Genomic DNA, 19,443 nt, shown 5'->3' on the forward strand with positions numbered 1-19,443 from the left:
GGCCTTCCGTTGCTCACGTACCCCATGTACGCTCCGCTACTCAGTCCCTATCTTCATCCAACCTTCTCGGTCCTGAAAACCTTACTTTTTGAACTCGCACTTTATGTACGTTCAGGACACCACAATTTCGAACTTGCGTCCTTTCCTTATATTTACGCCTCGGCGGAGACATTTGTTTCATTAAGTTTTGATTTAAAAGCGAAGGAAGGCTTTGTTTCTTCTAAACTCAGCTATCCCCGCCGCGTCGTATGAACTCCAATACGATATCCTGCGGATGATCCCCGAACTGGCTCCCGAACAGATTAAGCCCCCGTTTGTTGGCAGCATCCTCTTTCACTTCAAACCGGATAGAAATGGGCTGGTTATACGCCAAATGAAGCATTCCGATCGAGGTATCGGCGGAAGGAACGCCGTTTACCAAGCTCCCTTGATGGCCGATTCTCCATTCCGTCAGCATGCCGTATTCCGTTCCGCTTTTCCAGCGTTCGGGAGTCAGCTTTCCTTTTCGGTCCCCGAAATCGGAAGGGCAGGTCCAAGTTCCGGCCTCCAGTCCGTTTACCGTGACCGTAATATCCGTAGCCCAGTCGGCACGGAAGGAGGGGGCTTCGGAACACAGCTCGGCACGAATGCGCAATTCATCAAGCTCGACGCCTGGAGGCAGCGGGTTGGCGAAAAAGTATTCGATATAACCGGCTTCGGCAAACCAGAGAAGCGCGGCGTCGACCCGTTCGGGCATATAAAAGACCCGGGGATCATCCTGCGAGCCGATCAAGGTCCCGTCCTTGCCGGCCATGCCGCAGGAGGGCTTCACCGAACAATGCGAATACATCCCGATCGGCATATGAATGCTCTCTACGGGATGAAGGCCGTCCCCCGGTTTGGACGGAAGCTCCAATTGGATGGAGCGGCAGGTGACGGAACATATTTTTTCCCGGTTGGCTCCTTGCACGGAGGTGACGAGCTCGGCTTGCTCCAGCGTCTGCACGTTGATGGAGACGGTCGGTTGGGCAACGCCGAGAGCTTCGGCCAATTGGCTGACGCTCATAGGCTTTTCCCCAAGCGCCTCCAAAATGCGGACCCGAAGGTCCCCCGACAGCGCCTTGGCTACGTCAAGAATTCGTGAAGCCGGGTAGCGGATCATATCCTGGATCGGTTCATTCATCGTTAAAGTTCCTTTTCATATACAAGATTATTGACTTAATTGTACAATGAAGAGGTAATATTGTAAAACCATAATAAACATTGTAAAAATCATATACTGGTGCTAAAATGGGCGCATAACCTCTTGCGAAAGGTCGTGTATACTCATGAGCACCTCCATTATGAACGCGGAGAACCTGGTCATTCCTCGTCCGGAATTTCCTCATCCGCATTGGCAGCGACAGCAATGGCTGAATTTAAACGGTTCCTGGTCTTTTCGCTTTGATCCTAACGATGAGGGAGTTCGCAGCAACTGGAATAAGGATAGTGAAGTACCTTTTGATGCGGATATCCGGGTGCCTTTTTCATGGGCCAGTCCCTTGTCCGGGATCGGCAAGGACATTAAAGGAATCGGTTGGTATCGGCGCACGGTGACCTGGAGTCTTCCGACTGCCGGCGGTTCACGCCTGTTTTTGCGTTTCGGAGCGGTGGATTATTTGTGCGATGTCTGGATTAACGGATCCCATGTCGGATCTCATCAAGGCGGCTATGGCTCATTTGAGTTTGAAGTTACCGGCGTCTGGCGGATGGACGGTGATAATACAATCATCGTACGAACCGAGGATCAGGATCATAACTATCAAGCGCGCGGCAAACAAGGCTATGGTGAAATTCGCGGCATTTGGCAGCCGGTCTGGCTGGAAGTCCGTACGCAAACTTATATCAAAGACGCCAAGTTCAGAACCTTCATGGACGGCCGGATTGAGGTAGCGGCGAGAATCGTTGCGGATCAAGCCGGAACGGCCGAGCTTGCTATGGATTTTGCGGATCATGCCGTTCAGCATACGGTGACTGTGAATCTTTTGGCCGGTGAAAATGAAGTGAATACCTCGTTTAGTGTGAATGACCCGAAATTGTGGAGCCCGGAAACCCCGTATTTGTATGAGGGGGCGCTTAAGCTCGGCGGATCCTTTGGCCTGGATCAAGTCAGCACTTATTTCGGCATCCGGGAAATCGCGACAGCTGCCTTCGGCGACCGCGGTTACCGCTGGATTACGCTTAACGGGAAGCCGGTTTATTTGAACGGAACGCTGGACCAGTCTTACCATAAGACCGGTTATTTTACTTACCCGTCGGATGAGGAAATGCATGACGAAATTTACCTGATGAAGCGGCTGGGGCTCAATTTTGTACGGATTCACATCAAGCCGGAAGAGCCGCGTAAGCTGTATTGGGCGGATAAGCTGGGCATTCTCGTGATGGAGGATATGCCTTGTTTCTGGGGGAACCCGGACGAAACGGCACGCAGCGCTTATGAACGTGAGGCGCTTGAGGTGATCGAGCGGGATTACAATCATCCGTCGATTTTCTCCTGGGTGATGTTCAATGAGACATGGGGCCTTAAGACAGACCCTAAGGAAGCCGGAGTTACGGGGAATGGCGGGCAGCAGAGCAGTTATTTGCCGGAGACCCAGGAATGGGTGCGGGACAAATACCGCTGGGCGAAGCAGCTCGATCCGACCCGAATTATCGAGGATAACTCGCCATGCAATTATGATCATGTTGAGACCGATATCAATACATGGCACTTCTATATCAACGGTTATGAACAGGTCCGCGGCCATCTGAACGAGGTCGTCAACAAAACTTATCCGGGCTCGGCCTTCAATTGCATCGGCGGCAATGTCCAGTCCGACGCACCGCTGATGAACAGCGAATGCGGCAATGTTTGGGGGATCGAAGGCGGTGCCGGCGACAGTGATCTGGCTTGGCATTACCGGTATATGCTGAACGAGTTCCGGAAGCATGACAAGCTGTGCGGCTTTGTGTTTACAGAGTTCCGTGACGTAACGAATGAATTCAACGGATATTATCGTCTCGATGGAACGGGCAAAGACTTTGGCTATGATGCTTTTGTACCCGGTATGAGAATTGCCGACCTGCATTCGCCGGATTTCATCGTCATCGACGCACCTCCGTGCCGGACGGTTTCCGCTCAGGAACAGGTCGCTGTTCCATTGCTGAGATCGAGCTTTAGTGAACGTTACCATAGCCAAAAGCTGAAGGTGCAATGGGAGCTTTGGCATGACGACCTGGGTACCCGCACGGTAGCGGATAGCGGTGAGATCCAAGTCGATTGGGATGGTTACGGCGTGTCCCCGCTTTCCCCGCTGAACTTGACGATGCCTGATCGGGACGCAGTAGCCGTGCTGGCGGTTTCCCTTGTGAATGAAGCGGGAGAGGTGGTTACGCGGAATTTCACTACGTTCGATGTGAGAAGCGGCGAAACTGCCGGAGAACTCTTAGCGGGCGACGGTGTTATTCAAATCCCGGTGAGCTCTTATGCAGAGCAGACGTTTGAGCATCAGTGGAGCTCGATTCAACATGCAAAAGTCAGCGGTGCGGGAACGGGACGATTTAGTTATGACATAACATTGCCGAACATCACGGAGAAGGCCGCTATTCACGAGATTGAAATTGTGTTCGAAGCCGGAGCAAAGCGGGTATTGGCCCGGAATATCGAAGGCTCGGCAAATACCGACATGGGAATCGGAGCGATGCATGGCGCTGATGCTAAGGTGGAATATAATCCTAACACTTATTACATGACTGATGAGGAAAAGCATCCTTCCCGCCTAAACGTGCTAGTTGATGGCGAAAGCATCGGCTCTCTAGTTCTGCCGGACGATCCTGCGGACAGCCGGGGCGTGCTGTCATGGCATTATCAGCCGGTTCCGAACAAATTGGATGAAGCCGGCTCGTACGGTTATCTATGCAAGCTGAGCGTCCCGGTACAATTGATGACCAGACTGAACCACAGCCGTGCTTTCCGCTTGGAACTGCAGGTTGAGGAGGGCGGCGGTGTTACCTTGTACGGCCGCAATGCCGGACGATATCCGCTGGATCTGCAAATCCGCTACAAAAGCCAGGCTTAGTTCCTTGCACAGGACAAAAGGAGGGGTTCCATGATCCGTAATTCATTCAGCAACCCGATCTTGCAGAACGGTGCCGATCCATGGATCACAAAGCGGAAGGACGGCAGTTATTACATGACGGTTACGCTGGGGAATGAAATCGCGCTTTGGCATAGCAAAGCCATGACCGGACTGGGCAGTGTTTCTCCGAAAACCGTATGGATACCGGACGCGGCTGGCCCGTACTCCCATAACTTATGGGCCCCGGAGCTTCACTATATCAAGGATCATTGGTATATCTACTATACGGCGAACGACGGCGGGGGAGACGAAACCAGGCGCGTATGCGTCCTTCAGCTTAATGGGGACGATCCCATGAACGACGAGTGGATATTTAAAGCAGCCGTCAATACGGAATTTCCCGGCCTGGACGGAACGGTATTGCAGAACCGGGGAGAGTTGTATTTCTTTTACTCAGGCTACGGTCATTTCCCCGACTATGGGTCGGCCATTTATGCAGCGCGCATGATTAATCCATGGACCTTAACCGGGCCGAACGTGCTTATATCGGCACCGACGGAGCCATGGGAGAAGCAAGGCGGGATGGCCATTAACGAGGGACCGGTATTTTTGCGGCGAAACGGGAAGATCTATCTTGTTTTTTCGGCAAGCGCAACTTGGTCTGACGAATATTGTCTGGGAATGACGACGATTTCTGAATCTGAGGATCTGTTGGATGCGGAGGCATGGACCAAACATGAAGGGCCGGTTTTTGCCAAGAATCCGGAAGCGGGCGTGTACGCGCCCGGTCATAACAGCTTTACCGTTTCGGCGGACGGTTCGGAGGATTGGCTGGTTTACCACGCTTATTCCTACTCCGAAGCTGAACAGGATCGCTCGGCGGGCGGCCCGCGAAGCACGCGGATTCAAAAGTTCGGCTGGAAAGAGGACGGAACGCCGGATTTTGGCGTTCCGCTGGCCACGGATGTGAACATTCCGCTGCCGTCGGGGGAATGAAGCTGGAGAGCACGTTCCGATTGTTTAAATAGGCATAAATACTCAAAAAAACCGGCATGGTCCACTGCCGGTTTTTTATTTTGCTTGCTTGTCACACATTTTACATAGTAAAAAAAGCATACGGGCAGCGCATCGTTTAATATAATTAATATTATTGCTTTAATACAGCTTAGTGTAGTAAAGTACATTAGAGATTGCTTATGTAAAATTCTTGTAAAAATCCGTAGGAGGATTCTTATGTTGGAAGTCGGTATCCATGAAGCCGAGAAGTTGGTTCAAGTGGCTCATGCCTTATCCACGCGTTCCAGGGTCGATATTCTTCGCCTGCTGAATACGCGGAGTATGAACGTGATTGAACTTGCCGAGGCCCTGCAGCTTCCGGTTTCCACTGTCGCTAACAACGTGAAGGTGCTCGAAGCGGCTAAACTGATCAATACGGAACTGCTGCCGGCGGTTCGTGGAGCAATGAAGGTGTGCAGCCGGAATTATGACGATATTCTTATTTCACTAAATTCAAGCGTCCGTTCCACCAAGGACGGGATGAAGTTTTATGAGGTCGAGATGCCGATCGGACATTATAGCGATTGCGAAGTCCATCCGACCTGCGGCATGGCGACTCACGAGGGTATGCTGGTGAGGGAAGATGAACCGGCCAGTTTTTATCATCCGAAGCATGTGGGTGCGCAAATTATCTGGTTCCGCAAAGGTTATGTGGAATACTTGCTTCCCTTGGAAATTCCCCAGAATGCAAGTATTCAATCGATCGAGCTATCCATGGAAATGTGTTCGGAAGCGCCGAATTACGACAATGACTGGCCATCGGACATTTCGGTATGGATCAACGGCGTTGAAATCGGAATGTGGACCAGTCCGGGGGATTTCGGTGACCGGCGGGGCGCGCTCAATCCGGCATGGTGGCTGGATTGGACGACGCAATACGGTTTGTTGAAAACATGGCGTATCGACCATGAACGGACGACGCTGGATATGCAAAAGGTGTCCGATGTGACGTTACAAGATCTGCAGCTTAATCAGCGCCCCAGTCTACGGCTGCGGATCGGGGTCGATCCGGATGCGGTACACAAGGGCGGCGTTAATCTCTTCGGCAAGCAATTCGGGGATTACGATCAGGATATAGTCATGCGGGTATCTTATACTCAGGAAGAGACGGAATAATAGGAACCATCATTTCACCAAGAAATGATGGTTTTTTATTTTGGGAAGGAGATCTGACGAGAGGGAAAGTTGTCCCAATATTATATATTGGGGCTAAGGGACAAGTTGTTTATTACAATAAAACTGTAACAAAAGACCTAAACGATAAAATATTACAATAAAATAGTTTGAAACCGTTGACATTTGGAAAAACGGGCATTATATTAGCTTCAAAGGTACAAAAAATATGTAATAAAACAATAATGATGTTTTGTGCCTCATCAAAAGGTAAAGGGGAGGTCTACATGAAAAAAAGTTTTGGGATTGTGCTCGCCTTATTTCTTTCGTTATCTTTGATCTTAAGCGCATGCGGCGGCAGCAACAGCGGCAAATCAGGCAATAACGGAGGAACAGACACCACGAATGAGGGAACTGGAAATCAAGGAAATGGAAGCGCTTCAGATGATGGCGGCGGAGAGAAGGTCACTTTATCGTTCTGGACGCTCTTCTCGGGCGGCGACGGCGATAATATGCAGGCGATGATCGACGCTTTTAACAAGGAACATCCGAATATTCAAGTCAAAAATACGAAGCTGGAGTGGGGAGAGTACTACACGAAGCTGATTACCGCAGTGGGTAACGGCAACGGCCCCGACGTTGGAATTTCACATATTTCCCGCTTGCCTGACCTGATCGACCAAGGGGTTGTATCGGAGTTGGACGATGTGGCCGAAGAGGCCGGCGTGGATTGGGCAACCTTCAACCAGAACATTCTGGAAGCATCCATTGTAGACGGAGCGCACTATGCGGTACCGATCGATACGCATCCGTTCATTATGTACTACAACAAGAAGCTGCTGAAAGAAGCGGGGCTGCTCGATGACGAAGGCAAGCCGATTATGGAGCAGTCAGCCGACGGGTTCGTGACTTTCCTGACTACGCTTAAAGAGAAATTGCCTCAGAAAGTAACCCCGTTCGCTATGTCGAACGCCAATGATGACCCGTTCCGTTTGTGGTGGGCGCTTTACTCCCAGCTTGGCGGTAACGACGTAGTATCCGATGATCTGAATTCGGCGCAAATCGATACCGACAAAGCGGTCAAAGCGGCCCAGTATGTCCAAGACTTATTCCATAAACATAAAGTGATTAAATTGAACGATCCGGACTTCTATAAAAACTTCCAAAGCGGTACGGCAGCGATCATGATGACCGGGGTTTGGGCAACCGGAACCTGGGAATCCACGAAGGATCTTGAATTCGGTGCGATGCCGATCCCGAAAGTATTCGATCAGGAAGCGACTTGGGGCGATTCGCATACCGTAATCCTTCCGGTAACGAAGAAAGAAGATCCGGCTAAGCGGAAAGCGGCGATTACGTTCGCCAACTGGCTTGCGGACAATGGCCAGGTATGGGCGAAGGCGGGGCATATTCCATCCAAGCCGTCCGTTTTTGAGAAACAGGAATTCAAAGACCTTCCATACCGCAGCGATTATGTATCCGTAGCTTCAACGGTTAAATTCAACAAGCCGTCTACTAAGAACTGGCAGATCCGAGACTTGGCTATGTTCAAATATTTGAACGAAGTCTGGGCGAACAAATTAAGCCCGGCGGACGGTATCGCCAAAATGTCGGATGAAGTGCAGAAGGTATTAAGCGAATAGAAGATCAAGGCAGTGAATTCGGCGGACTTTGCGGCATTTGCCGTGAAGTCTGCCGGTCATATGGGGAGGTTAGACGCTTATGAAAATAAACAAATTGAGGGCAGACGTGCAGGCACTCCTGTTCCTGCTCCCCTTCTTGGTCGTGTATTTTCTGTTTACCATCTGGCCGATGATCAAGGGCGTGGAGATGAGCTTCTATAAATGGACGCTGATCAAGAAGATGAAATACGTCGGACTCGGCAATTATGAGCGGATGTTTCAAGATCATGATTTTTGGGCGTCCATCTGGCATTCTACGATTTTTGTCATTATCACGACGCCGTTAATGATTATTTTGGCCATTGTTTTGGCGCTCATCGCCAATCGCAACTCCAGGCTGCAAAGGTTTTATCGTAGTGTGTTCTTTATTCCGAGCATTCTCTCCGTGGCGGTTGCCTCTTTTCTGGGATTGTTTGTGTTCCAGCCTTATACCGGTCTTGTTAATTCTTTGCTTCATTTAGTAAAGCTTCTTCCTGAAGGCTCGGAGATCTTTTGGCTGTCGGAAACGAATCTGGCCTGGATCGCCATCTCGCTATTGACGTTATGGTGGACGGTCGGCTTTAACTTTATTTTGTACTTATCGGCGATGCAGGACGTGCCGGACGAAGTTTATGAAGCGGCGCGCCTGGATGGGGCGACTGATGCCCAGCTGTTCTGGAGGATCACTCTTCCGCTGCTCAGCCCGATTACGAAAACGATAACCATGCTGCAAATCATAGCTTCATTTAAAGTGTTCATGCAGATCTATGTCATGACCGGCGGGGGACCTCTCGATCAGACTCGTCCCGTCATCCAACTGATCTGGCAAACGGGCTTCCGCAAAAACGATCTCGGGTATGCGTCAGCCATGTCCTATATGCTGTTCGTCATTCTCCTAGTGCTGTCCGGGCTGCAATACTGGATCAATAACCGGAAGGAGGCGAACTAGAGATGAAATGGTTTTATCGGATCTTTTCCATGTTCATGGCCGTGCTGTTTGCTTTTCCGCTAGTTTGGATGCTCGTAGTTTCCGTGAAAAAAGAAGGCATGAAAATCACGTCCGTCGTGGACTGGTTCACGCCCCCTTATTCCTTCGCGGTCTATCATGAAATCATCACCGGTACGAAATTGATCAACTGGTCATGGAACAGCTTTTTTATCGCAATATGCGTGACTCTGCTGACGCTGATTATCGCTGCGATGGCGGGGTTTGCGATGTCGAAGGTTCCGTTCCGCTACAGAACTTTTATGTTTTTCTTCATCTTGGCCGGGCTGCTTATTCCGGGTGAAGCCATTCTCATTCCGCTGTACCAGGTCGCCAAAGATATGGGGATTCTGAATTCATACATGGGTCTGATATTTCCCGCGCTGGCTTCACCCTTTGCGATTATCGTGTTAAAAAGCTTCTTTGACGGAATCCCGAACGACCTGCTGGAAAGCGTTCAGATCGACGGAGGAGGCATCTGGCGGATTTTTCTCAATATCATGCTGCCGCTTACCCGTCCCGCGCTCGTATCGATCGCAATTCTGACGTTTATCGGCTCCTGGAACAATTTCCTCTGGCCGTTCCTGTCGGTTACCGACGATAACCTGTTCACGCTGCCGATGGGGATTCCTACCTTGATGAATCAGTACACGGAAGATTACGTGAAGCCGATGGTGATCAATACCGTAGCTTCCTTGCCGATCATGCTTCTGTTCCTGATTTTCGAGCGTCAGATTATTAAAGGAGTCAGCCTGTCGGGAATTAAAGGATGAGTGGAGGAGCAACGGTTGTGGCAGTGCGTCAGCGTGAAAGAGGGATCGATATTTTTAAGGGTCTGCTGGTGCTCGGAATGGTGTATTGCCATACCCTGCAATTTTTCAGTGATCCGATGATTTTCCCGCAGGGGCAGAAATGGATTGAGTTCATTAACTTAATCACTTTCTCGGGATTTGTATTCAGCTTCGGGTATGTGTGTCAGTTGGCGTATTATAACAAGGCGTTCTCGAAGGTTTGGCACCGCATGCTCGCAACGGCGTTCAAAACCTTGTTGGCTTTTTATATATCCGGGACAGCCTTCCGGTTGTTTATCGATCAACGGCCGCTGGAATGGAGAACGATCAGACCGATTTTGCTGCTGAACGATATGCCGGGCTGGTCCGAGTTTCTGGCTTCATTTACTTATTTAATCGTGCTGGGGCTGCTGTTGTTTGTACCCTTAAAATGGCTGGTCGGGCGAAAATGGACCGGATTCATGGCGGCGGGACTTCTGCTTCTCACCACATGGATTTCTAATGGATCGATTCATGAGCCGATATGGGCTCCGCTCCTTGGAACCAGGGACTTCGCCTCTTTTCCGGTGGTGCAATATTTCCCGTATTATTTGCTAGGCATGCTGTTTGCCCGGTACCGCATCGGCTTTGACTGGAGGGTTCTGGCAGGCTCGGCGCTTGCATCCGGCGCGTTTGTCTGGAGGTGGCTCTCGACCCCCGAAACTTCGTTGCCTGAACGTTTTCCTCCATCGGTTTGGTGGATCCTCGGTCCTGCTCTGCTGCTGTACGGTTATTATCTTCTGTCCCGGCTGATGGAGAAATATCCCTTGCCGTTTGTCCCGCTGGAGGCCATGGGTCGAAATGTACTTTGGTTTCTGGTGATGAGCAATGTGCTCATCTTCGCGTTGAAAAGTAATCAGCCATTGTTGCTGGCGGGATTGCTGGATGCGTTGTGGATGGAACTCGGACTGCTGGCCGTCATCGGGTACGGCATATGGATTATTACCAAACCTGCGCGCCGCGCTACTTCAAACCATGACACAAAAATATAACAACGGGATAAAGAAGGAGTAGAAGCTATGACTGACCAACTGCTACGCAATGAATATCCCCGTCCGCAATTTGTCCGTGAGGAATGGATGAGCTTAAACGGGGAATGGGATTTTGATTACGACGATCAGGGGATCGGCGAGCGGGAGGCTTGGTACGAAGAACATGATTTCACCAGCAAAATCATCGTGCCGTTCTGTTACCAAAGCCGGTTAAGCGGAATCGGCGATACGGCATTTCATGATACGGTATGGTATCGCAAAGTATTTTCCGTACCTGAAGCTTATAGAAAAGGCAGACTGCTGCTTCATTTCGGCGCCGTCGATTATGAGGCGAAGGTATGGGTGAACGGCAAACTGGTAGCCCTTCATGAAGGCGGCCACACCCCGTTCCATGCCGATATTACGGATGTTCTTGCCGAAGGCGATAATACCGTCGTTGTGAAGGCAGTTGACCACAGCCGGGATGTGACACTGCCGCGGGGCAAGCAATTTTGGGAAGAAAAGTCCGCTGGGATATTCTATACGCGCACTACCGGCATCTGGCAGAGTGTATGGCTTGAACCGGTTTCAGATACCTGTATCGGACGAATCCGCCTGACCCCGGATATAGACGTAAATGATATCGCAGTGGACGTTTTTCTATCCGGATATCGCCCGGGCGCACTGATCAGCATTAAAGCGTCTGTCACTTTTAAAGGTGAATTTGTAGCGGAAGATACGTTCTCGTTTAGACACGAGTCGGCCAGCCGGCGCATTCATCTCGAAGATTTCAACGATCATGGACTGGGGCGCTGGTGGACCCCCGAGAAACCGAACTTATACGATCTGGAATTGACCTTGAGCGTGGACGGCGTACTTGCCGATACGGTAAGCAGCTATTTCGGAATGCGGAAAATATCCATTGAGGACGGAAAGCTGCTGCTGAATAACCGGACTTATTTCATGAAAATGGTACTGGACCAAGGATACTTCCCGGAAGGGATCCTGACCGCCCCGAGTGATGACGACCTGCGCCGGGACGTGGAATTGACCAAGGAGATGGGTTTTAACGGTGCGCGCAAGCATCAAAAAATCGAGGATCCGCGTTATTTGTACTGGGCGGACCGGCTGGGCTTGCTGGTTTGGGGCGAAATGGCGAACGCCTACCAGTTCTCCGGACCTTATGTGGCACGGATAACGAAGGAATGGATTCAGGCGGTGGAGCGGGATTATAACCATCCTTGCATCGTAGCATGGGTACCGCTTAATGAGAGCTGGGGCGTGCCCAACATTCTGGTCGACAAGCAGCAGCAACAGCACGCCTTATCGCTCTACCATATGACGAAATCGCTGGATCTGACGCGCCCGGTCATCTCCAATGACGGCTGGGAGCTGGTCAACACGGATTTGGTGACCGTCCATGATTATGAATGGCGGCGCGAAGTGCTGACGGACCGCTATGCGACTAAGGAGGCGGCGCTGAGCGCTCAACCGGGGAACCGCTGGATTATGGTTCCGGGCTTCCCTTATTCGGGCCAGCCGATTCTCGCAACCGAGTTTGGAGGGATTTCCTTTAAGAAGAATGAGTGGGAAGGTTGGGGATATTCCGGCGCGGTGAATGAAGAGGACTTTACGGAGCGGCTCCGAAATGTCGTAGAACCGATGCTGCAATCGCCGATCATTCAAGGGTTCTGTTATACGCAATTCACCGATGTGGAACAGGAGATTAACGGCTTGCTGACCTACGATCGGAAGCCGAAGCTTCCGCTGGAGACTATCCGCGCAATCGTAGAGGGAACCCGGAAATAATTTAAAAACGGCAGATGACGTTATCCGTCGGTTCTGCCGTTTTTTCTTGAGAGACGGAGAGCTTTCGCGGGGTTATTTTGAAAGGGGAGAGTGGTTGTGCGTTTGGGAAAATGGTTGACGATCATGCTGCTGTTATTAACAGCGGCCTGCTCGCCTGTGGAACGGGAGCCGGTCCGGACATGGAGCAATCCCGTGTCATTAGCGGATGAATGGGAAGAGTACGGGCTGGGTGATCCTTTTATTTTCTCGTTCAATGGATATTATTACTTGTACGTAAGCACGCGGGATACCGACGCAGGGATTAAAGTATGGAGCTCGCCGGATTTGGTGGATTGGACCTATCGCGGATTGTGTACGGAAGATCCCCTTACGACGGCGGCGTATGCGCCCGAGGTCCGATATTGGAACGGCAAATTTTATATGTATACTTCTCCGGCCGGAAACGGCCATTATGTGCTAGAAAGCGATTCGCCTGTCGGACCTTTCCGGGTGGTAACGGGCAATTTCGGAAGAACGATCGATGCATCGACCTTTGTGGACGACGACGGCAGCTGGTACTTCTATTATGCCGGAACCGGCGGCATCGATGCCGCCCCGATGGATTCCCCGCTGTCCGTAACGGCTCCCGGCTCGCCCACCGGAGCCTATATGGATGGCTGGACCGAAGGGCCGACGGTATTCAAAAGAAACGGCTTATATTACATGACCTATACCGGGAATCACGTCTTCAGCAACGGGTACCGGATTGACGCGGCGGTGAGCGAATCGCCTCTGGGGCCGTTCGAGACGTTCCAAGGGAATCCAGTATTGATCCGAACGGAAGGGAAGACGGTTGGGCTCGGCCATAACTCGCTCGTTACCGGACCGGATCTTGATTCCATGTACATGATTTATCATAACCTGGAAGGTCCCGGTATTGTCGGGCCGCTTCGGCATATGAACATGGACCGGCTCTTTTGGAACGGGAACGGCTTTGCGGTGGCCGGGCCGACGGACACGCCGCAGCCGGCTCCGGCTTTGCCCGCGTTTGCCGACCGGTTCGAACGGGATAAGCTTGGCAAGTCCTGGGTGGCATCTCGCAAAGGCGACTGGAGCGTCCATCCCGAAAAAGGCGCGGGCGTCCGGACTGCGGATGCATCCGGCATAGCCATGCTGCGGACGAAGTCCAAGACCGAGCCGGGGTATACGGCGGAGTTCCACGTTCGCGCGGAGAGCGAAGCGAAGGCGGAAGCCCGGGTCGGGGCCGTGTTCTCGTATCGGGATGAACAAAATTACGGCACCGTCTGGCTGGTTCCCGCTTCGGGCCGGGTGGAAGTGACCGAACGGTCGGGCGGGAAGGAGCGTATTCTTGGCGAAAGCGATTTGCCTGCGGATTTCGATTATAGCCAGTGGCATAAAATCCGGATTGAGCATGCTGCCGCCGGGGATGCCGGGAGCGGCGGACATGCCGATCTGCGCGTTTATGTTGACGAAATGCAGAAGTATGCCGGTTCGTCGGCGAGTGATGGAGGAGCCATCGGCTATGCAGCTTCAAGTGTAGATGCGCGTTTTGGCTATATTGCTTATAGCAATGACGTGAACGGCAGCAGCGACTGGCGGTCTTATCAGCCGCTTCCGGGTCAAGTGCAGGCTGTTCACTTTGAGGAAGGTGAGGAGGGCAAAGCCTATATGGCCGTTAAGAAAGCGGAAGGTGGTAGCGAGTCTCCTTACCGCCCCGGAACCTTGAGTATGGAGAGCAATGAAGCCGGCGGCTATGTTTTGTCCGGGTTGCAGGAGAGGGAATGGGCGAATTACCTGGTGAATTTGGATGAAGCCGGGAGATACTCCATTCATTTTCGAATTCGACCTATGACAGAGAGCGCAACATTAAAATTAATCAGTGAAGATGATGAGGAGATTGCAACGTTTGAGGCGACTCGGGAGAAAGCGGGAGAATGGCAGACGGTTTCCGCGCAGGGCCTAGAGTTGCCTGCGGGACAACAACGTTGGAGGCTGGAGATCACGGCTGGAACTTTGGACTTGGACTGGTTCCGGGCGGAGCGTTACCAGGCCGTGGAGACATGGGAGGACAACTTTGATGACGGAAACGACTTTGGATGGACCCGGTTTGAAGGCATGTGGTCCGTAAAGGACGAGGAATTGCGGGCATCATCGGTGTCACCTGCCAAATCGTTGACCGGCGAGCCCGGTTGGTCCGATTATTTCGTTGAGGCGGATCTGCAGAGGATGGAGAATACGGGCCGCGCCGGACTGCTCATCCGTGCCTCGGAGCCTGCTAACGGACTCGATCAGAATCAGAACCGGTCCGATTTCGTCCGCGGGTATTACGTATATGCCGATGCAGAGGGCTTGCATCTCGATAAAATCAACTATGCCACCACCTCATTAATCAGTTTGCCTTGGGGAACGAATCTCCCCGGAGCGGACGGCAAGCTTCATTTAAAAGTATCCGCGCGAGGCGCAACGATCGAAGTTTATGCGGGAGAATCCAGCCAACCGGTTCTCTCTTATACCGATCGCAGTGCCAATCCGTATCTTCAGGGGCGCATCGGCCTGCAAAGCTCGGATGTCGCGGTCCGAATTGACCGGGTGAAGGTCGAGCCGTTACAGTAAAGACAGGTTAATAGTAACGGTAAGCTAATTTTACGGAAACGCAAGGAGGACAACCATGAACAGACCGGAAAGAAAAGGAGCCTCACTGATCAGCGAAGTAAACCGGACCAATGTCCCTTACGGAACTTTGGCTATTTGGTTCCTAGGACAAGAGAGCGTGATCGTTAAAGGGGACGGAGTAACGGTTTATATTGATCCCTATGTATCGGATTATCTGGACAAAAACGGGCCGGTGCGCTCCTACCCGGCGCCGATCGTTCCGGAGGATATCGTAGGGGCGGACCTCTGTCTGATTACACATGAGCATGAGGACCATATGGATGCAGGGACGCTGCCGATTTTTCACGAGCAAAACGGTGGAGCGCCGATCATGGCGCCGGCTTGCTGCAAGGAGCCTTTGCTTCGAATGGGTGTAAAGGAATCGCAAATCCTGGTGGCGGATAACAGCCGGCAGACCGAGCTGTTCTCCAAGCTGGAAATCACGGTGATCCCCGCCGCTCACGAACAATTGGAGCAAGACGGAGACGGGTTCCATCGCAGCGTGGGATACGTTCTCAAGCTGAATGGCGTAACGTTGTATCACGCGGGAGATACGGTAATTTATCCGGGGCTCGTGGAACGGCTTGAGAAGATCAAGCCCGATGTAGCCATGCTGCCCATCAACGGCCGGGACTTTTTCCGCCGGGAGCGCGGCATCGTCGGTAATATGAATTACCGGGAAGCCGCCGAACTGGCCGTCAGGGTCGGAGCTGAAACGGCGATTCCACTGCATTATGACGTATTTGCGGGCAATGCGGAAAAGCCGGGGAACTTCGTGGATTATATGTATGAGCATTTTCCGGAGCAGAAAATCCACGTCATGGCCCGGGGAGAACGGTTCGTGTACGTTTCCGGGCAGGCATTTCTGGACCGTGACTAAAGGACATAGGGAGAGACAAAATCGATGAGCACATCAGAATTTCAAGCATATGAGGGCGAGTATCAGGGAGAGAGAGCGATTTGGCTGAAAGCGGGCCGTTATGAAGCGGCGCTGCTCCCCGCCATTGGTGGTAATTTGATCGCGTTTCGGGATGCGAAGCGCGGATTGAAGTTTTTGCATGAGCCCGGTCCGGAGGAAATGGAGTCCTTCAAGAACCGGCCGATGATTCACGGAATTCCCGTGTTATTTCCGCCGAACCGGTATGAAGACGGACGTTTTCCGTGGGATGGTAAGGTTCATGAGTTTCCCGTCAATGAAAGTGCGACCGGCAACCATCTACATGGTTTTCTGTACAACATTCCCTGGCAGGTGGAGGAGTTCGGACATACCGAAAGGGAGAGCTTCGTATCCGTTTCGGTTACCGTAGACGAACGGCATGAATCGTATCGCTATTTTCCTTATAAATATAAGGTTCGAATTCGGTATGGCCTGAGTGCGTACGGTCTTTCCCAGCAGGTTATGGTGGTTAATGAAGGCAGCGAGAAGATGCCGTGCTTGTTGGCGTTCCACACCTCGGTGAATGCGCCGTTTGCCGATGGAAGCGCGGCTGCGGACTATCGTCTGAAGCTGACGATCGGAGAGCGGTGGGAACTGAATGAACGGATGCTGCCTACCGGCGAGTTTCAGCCATTGACCGATCAGGAATTGCTAATGCAAGGCGCAGGCGTTTATCCTTTCTTCGAAAGCATGGACAATCATTACACCTCCATGGCCCAAAACGGCCGAAACCGGATGGAACTGACCGATCAGAGCCGGCAGATTACGCTCGTCTATGATGTGGGGACGTCCTACAAACAGTGGATGATTTGGAACAATGGGGCAAAGGAAGGCTTTTTCTGCCCCGAGCCGCAGATCAACCTGGTAAACGCTCCGCATGTGGATCTGCCTGCAGACGAAATCGGACTCTTCAGTTTGGAACCGGGCGAGATTTGGGAGGAGAGCAGCCGCTTGTACGTGCGGGGATAAGCCTATCAATTCACAACAAAACCGTCAGAGAGTCTTGATGCTCTCTGACGGTTTTTTGTGCTTATCAAGCGGATTTATCAGCTTTACAGACAAAGAGTTACGCGTTCCAGGTGCTGATGAGGCACGTATTCCCCGGCGAATTGTTCCTTCAGGATTTCAATGCTTTTTTTGCTAATGGCTTCAATGTTTTGCGCGACATAGGGCACCTCCGGCAAGTCGGGACGATCAAATGTAACAAGTTCAATCTTGTCCAATAAATGATGATTCCTTAAGTAAGCATGGACGATATGGGCAAGCTTAACATTAACGGTGAAAATGGCGGTTACATTATCCTTGCCCTTAAGAAAATCCGCAATTTCTTCGGCCGCGTTCTGCTGGATCGTATTCAACTTCAACATGCACCATAAATTTTTATCTATGGGCAATTGATGCTCCATAAAGGCTTTCTCATAGCCAATTGCCCGATCCTCCGTGACGGAATTCGTGATTTCGGGAGAGATATAGGCGATTTGCCGATGACCTTTTTTCAACAAATAATCGATGGCATCAAAAGTACCCGTTATATTATCGGAAACAACATGGGCGACTCGGATATTTTTGAAGAAACGGTCAACAAGCACGACCGGGAACTTGTCGAATGACAGTTGAATGATAGATTCGTTGTAATTCTCCGCTTCGGTTGGAAACACGATCAAACCTTGGATGCCTAATTCCATTAATTCCCGGATGGACTGCGTCTCCCTTTCCGCGGATTCTCTTGTAATGCGCAACAAAATTTGAAAGCCTTCCTCGTATGCATATTGTTCGATATAGTTTAGCAATTGTTGATCGATCATGGTTTTCATGCTGGGAAAGACAACCCCGATTAAAACAGGTTTAGCCATGGCCGGACGTAATTGAGAGGAGAGGTCGGACACGAAGGATCCCTTTCCTTGTATGCGTTCCACCCATCCTTCCTCCGCAAGTCCGATAAGAGCGTTTTTGGTTGTGATTTGGCTGACGTTATACAACTTTGACAGCTCTTTTTCAGAACCGACCCGATCCCCTGGACGAAGGATGCCCAGTTTAATTTGTTCCTTGATCTTTTCTTGGATTTGCTTATACAAAGGCTGCTCTTTCATAGGGAATGATCACACCCGAAATATATTTTTATACTAACTAGATTATATAGTTTGCGTATTGTAAAGTCTACCAGTTAATTGATGATGTTGGTATATTGACTTAATTAAAGGAGAGTACATTATAGATAAAGGCTGGTGGGTTCTGTATAAAACTTTATACTTTATTTAGTATATATATTTAGAAAAAAGTATATTAGTATAAGTTATATAATTCAACTGCATCTAAGTTAAGTTTTCAAACGTTTTGAATGAAAGGGGAGAAGAGTGTACATCGATAGAACAACTGAAGGATATGATCAATTGTAGAATCTGAAAGCGTTATCTAAAGAGGATTGAAGGTGTATTTTCATGAAGCGTGACACGGTGGTTGTCAAAAGACTATCTGACAGGGCATTACCCTATATTTTCATAGGACCTGCCGTCATACTCATCACATTATTGGCCATTGTGCCATTGTTTTACTCCCTTTATATAAGTCTGTTGAATTATAACCTTTCTTTACCCAGTTCGATGATCAGGATGACCGGGTTAGACAACTATAAATACATGTTGACCAACGGTCCTTTTATGAAATCTATCGGTTGGACGCTGGTATTTACCTTTTTTACCGTATTGCTGAATGTCACGTTGGGGATGCTTCTCGCGCTTATGTTGAACAATGAGAAGGTAAGTAAAAGGACAAAGATCTTCAAAAGTTTGTTTATATTGCCTATGATGCTGGCTCCCGTCGTTTCGACGACGATGTGGAAAATCATGTTCGGCGCCATCTATGGGCCTATTAATTACCTCATGCAATCATTAGGTCTTCAAGCGGTTGCCTGGACGGGAGAAACGCTGCCTGCGAAAATTGCGGTCATCATTATTGATGTCTGGGGAGCAACGCCCTTCTGTATGTTGATTCTCATTGCCGCATTGCAGACCGTACCGCGGGATATTTATGAAAGTGCGTTTATGGACGGGGCTAATCGCTTTAAAGTTTTTTTCAAAATAACGCTCCCTCTAATCCGTAATTTTATCGCTCTCGTGGTTTCTTTAAGGGTCATGGATGCCTTAAAAATATTCGATTCCATTATGATCCTGACCGATGGGGGTCCCGGCGACTCGACTGAGACGATGGGAACGATGATTTATAAGACTGCTTTCCGGTACATGAATGTGGGTGCCGGTTCGGCGGGAGCGATGATTTTCTTCGCTATCATCATTGTGGTTACGTTAATATTCCTGAAATTAATCCGAAATGATCGGCAGTAGCAAGGGGGAGAA

Annotated in this window: 14 protein-coding genes; 12 read left to right on the plus strand and 2 right to left on the minus strand. The window is 50.6% G+C overall.

The window, feature by feature from the left end:
- Window positions 1–226 precede the first annotated feature (226 nt).
- Window positions 227–1,162 carry an ArsR/SmtB family transcription factor gene (locus tag KB559_RS19740; RefSeq protein WP_211024248.1) on the minus strand — a complete coding sequence of 312 codons (936 nt, stop codon included), beginning with the start codon at window positions 1,160–1,162 and terminating at the stop codon, window positions 227–229.
- 145 nt (window positions 1,163–1,307) lie between these two features.
- Between KB559_RS19740 and KB559_RS19745 the strand changes: the two genes are divergently transcribed.
- The 11 genes from KB559_RS19745 to KB559_RS19795 all read left to right on the plus strand — a co-directional run bounded on the left by KB559_RS19745 (window position 1,308) and on the right by KB559_RS19795 (window position 17,059).
- Window positions 1,308–4,076, plus strand: coding sequence for a glycoside hydrolase family 2 protein (locus tag KB559_RS19745; protein ID WP_211024251.1), 2,769 nt, complete (start codon window positions 1,308–1,310; stop codon window positions 4,074–4,076).
- A 30-nt stretch (window positions 4,077–4,106) separates the two neighbouring features.
- Entirely contained in the window at window positions 4,107–5,072 is a 966-nt protein-coding gene (locus KB559_RS19750) for a glycoside hydrolase family 43 protein (RefSeq protein ID WP_211024253.1), read from the plus strand.
- Between the two features lie 237 nt (window positions 5,073–5,309).
- On the plus strand, window positions 5,310–6,248 hold the full coding sequence (locus KB559_RS19755; RefSeq protein WP_211024254.1) for an ArsR/SmtB family transcription factor: 939 nt from the start codon (window positions 5,310–5,312) through the stop codon (window positions 6,246–6,248).
- A gap of 284 nt (window positions 6,249–6,532) precedes the next feature.
- A complete protein-coding gene (locus tag KB559_RS19760) occupies window positions 6,533–7,888 on the plus strand; it encodes an ABC transporter substrate-binding protein (protein ID WP_211024256.1) in 1,356 nt (451 codons plus the stop codon).
- A 79-nt stretch (window positions 7,889–7,967) separates the two neighbouring features.
- Window positions 7,968–8,855 (plus strand): carbohydrate ABC transporter permease, encoded by an 888-nt coding sequence (locus tag KB559_RS19765; protein WP_211024258.1) that lies wholly within the window; start codon window positions 7,968–7,970, stop codon window positions 8,853–8,855.
- Between the two features lie 2 nt (window positions 8,856–8,857).
- Window positions 8,858–9,664 (plus strand): carbohydrate ABC transporter permease, encoded by an 807-nt coding sequence (locus KB559_RS19770; RefSeq protein WP_211024260.1) that lies wholly within the window; start codon window positions 8,858–8,860, stop codon window positions 9,662–9,664.
- A gap of 17 nt (window positions 9,665–9,681) precedes the next feature.
- Entirely contained in the window at window positions 9,682–10,713 is a 1,032-nt protein-coding gene (locus tag KB559_RS19775) for an acyltransferase family protein (RefSeq protein ID WP_211024262.1), read from the plus strand.
- Between the two features lie 27 nt (window positions 10,714–10,740).
- Window positions 10,741–12,501 carry a glycoside hydrolase family 2 protein gene (locus tag KB559_RS19780; protein WP_211024264.1) on the plus strand — a complete coding sequence of 587 codons (1,761 nt, stop codon included), beginning with the start codon at window positions 10,741–10,743 and terminating at the stop codon, window positions 12,499–12,501.
- Between the two features lie 96 nt (window positions 12,502–12,597).
- Window positions 12,598–15,114 (plus strand): family 43 glycosylhydrolase, encoded by a 2,517-nt coding sequence (locus tag KB559_RS19785; protein WP_211024266.1) that lies wholly within the window; start codon window positions 12,598–12,600, stop codon window positions 15,112–15,114.
- Window positions 15,115–15,169: 55 nt separating this feature from the next.
- Window positions 15,170–16,033, plus strand: coding sequence for an MBL fold metallo-hydrolase (locus KB559_RS19790; protein ID WP_211024268.1), 864 nt, complete (start codon window positions 15,170–15,172; stop codon window positions 16,031–16,033).
- 24 nt (window positions 16,034–16,057) lie between these two features.
- Entirely contained in the window at window positions 16,058–17,059 is a 1,002-nt protein-coding gene (locus tag KB559_RS19795) for an aldose 1-epimerase (protein WP_211024270.1), read from the plus strand.
- An 83-nt stretch (window positions 17,060–17,142) separates the two neighbouring features.
- Here KB559_RS19795 and KB559_RS19800 read toward each other — a convergent pair whose 3' ends face one another.
- Window positions 17,143–18,180, minus strand: coding sequence for a GntR family transcriptional regulator (locus KB559_RS19800; RefSeq protein WP_211024272.1), 1,038 nt, complete (start codon window positions 18,178–18,180; stop codon window positions 17,143–17,145).
- Window positions 18,181–18,747: 567 nt separating this feature from the next.
- On the opposite strand from KB559_RS19800, the gene KB559_RS19805 reads away from it, so the two are divergent.
- Window positions 18,748–19,431, plus strand: coding sequence for a carbohydrate ABC transporter permease (locus KB559_RS19805; RefSeq protein ID WP_211024274.1), 684 nt, complete (start codon window positions 18,748–18,750; stop codon window positions 19,429–19,431).
- The last annotated feature ends 12 nt before the right edge of the window (window positions 19,432–19,443 follow it).

The sequence above is a fragment of the Paenibacillus sp. Marseille-P2973 genome (assembly GCF_018101095.1).
Classification (GTDB): Bacteria; Bacillota; Bacilli; order Paenibacillales; family Paenibacillaceae; genus Fontibacillus; species Fontibacillus vini.

Excerpts from the sequence above, each read along its gene's own strand:
- KB559_RS19740 (WP_211024248.1), bottom strand. The coding sequence starts at position 1,162 with ATGAATGAACCGATCCAGGATATGATCCGCTACCCGGCTTCACGAATT.
- KB559_RS19745 (WP_211024251.1), top strand. The coding sequence starts at position 1,308 with ATGAGCACCTCCATTATGAACGCGGAGAACCTGGTCATTCCTCGTCCG.
- KB559_RS19750 (WP_211024253.1), top strand. The coding sequence starts at position 4,107 with ATGATCCGTAATTCATTCAGCAACCCGATCTTGCAGAACGGTGCCGAT.
- KB559_RS19755 (WP_211024254.1), top strand. The coding sequence starts at position 5,310 with ATGTTGGAAGTCGGTATCCATGAAGCCGAGAAGTTGGTTCAAGTGGCT.
- KB559_RS19760 (WP_211024256.1), top strand. The coding sequence starts at position 6,533 with ATGAAAAAAAGTTTTGGGATTGTGCTCGCCTTATTTCTTTCGTTATCT.
- KB559_RS19765 (WP_211024258.1), top strand. The coding sequence starts at position 7,968 with ATGAAAATAAACAAATTGAGGGCAGACGTGCAGGCACTCCTGTTCCTG.
- KB559_RS19770 (WP_211024260.1), top strand. The coding sequence starts at position 8,858 with ATGAAATGGTTTTATCGGATCTTTTCCATGTTCATGGCCGTGCTGTTT.
- KB559_RS19780 (WP_211024264.1), top strand. The coding sequence starts at position 10,741 with ATGACTGACCAACTGCTACGCAATGAATATCCCCGTCCGCAATTTGTC.
- KB559_RS19790 (WP_211024268.1), top strand. The coding sequence starts at position 15,170 with ATGAACAGACCGGAAAGAAAAGGAGCCTCACTGATCAGCGAAGTAAAC.
- KB559_RS19795 (WP_211024270.1), top strand. The coding sequence starts at position 16,058 with ATGAGCACATCAGAATTTCAAGCATATGAGGGCGAGTATCAGGGAGAG.
- KB559_RS19800 (WP_211024272.1), bottom strand. The coding sequence starts at position 18,180 with ATGAAAGAGCAGCCTTTGTATAAGCAAATCCAAGAAAAGATCAAGGAA.
- KB559_RS19805 (WP_211024274.1), top strand. The coding sequence starts at position 18,748 with ATGAAATCTATCGGTTGGACGCTGGTATTTACCTTTTTTACCGTATTG.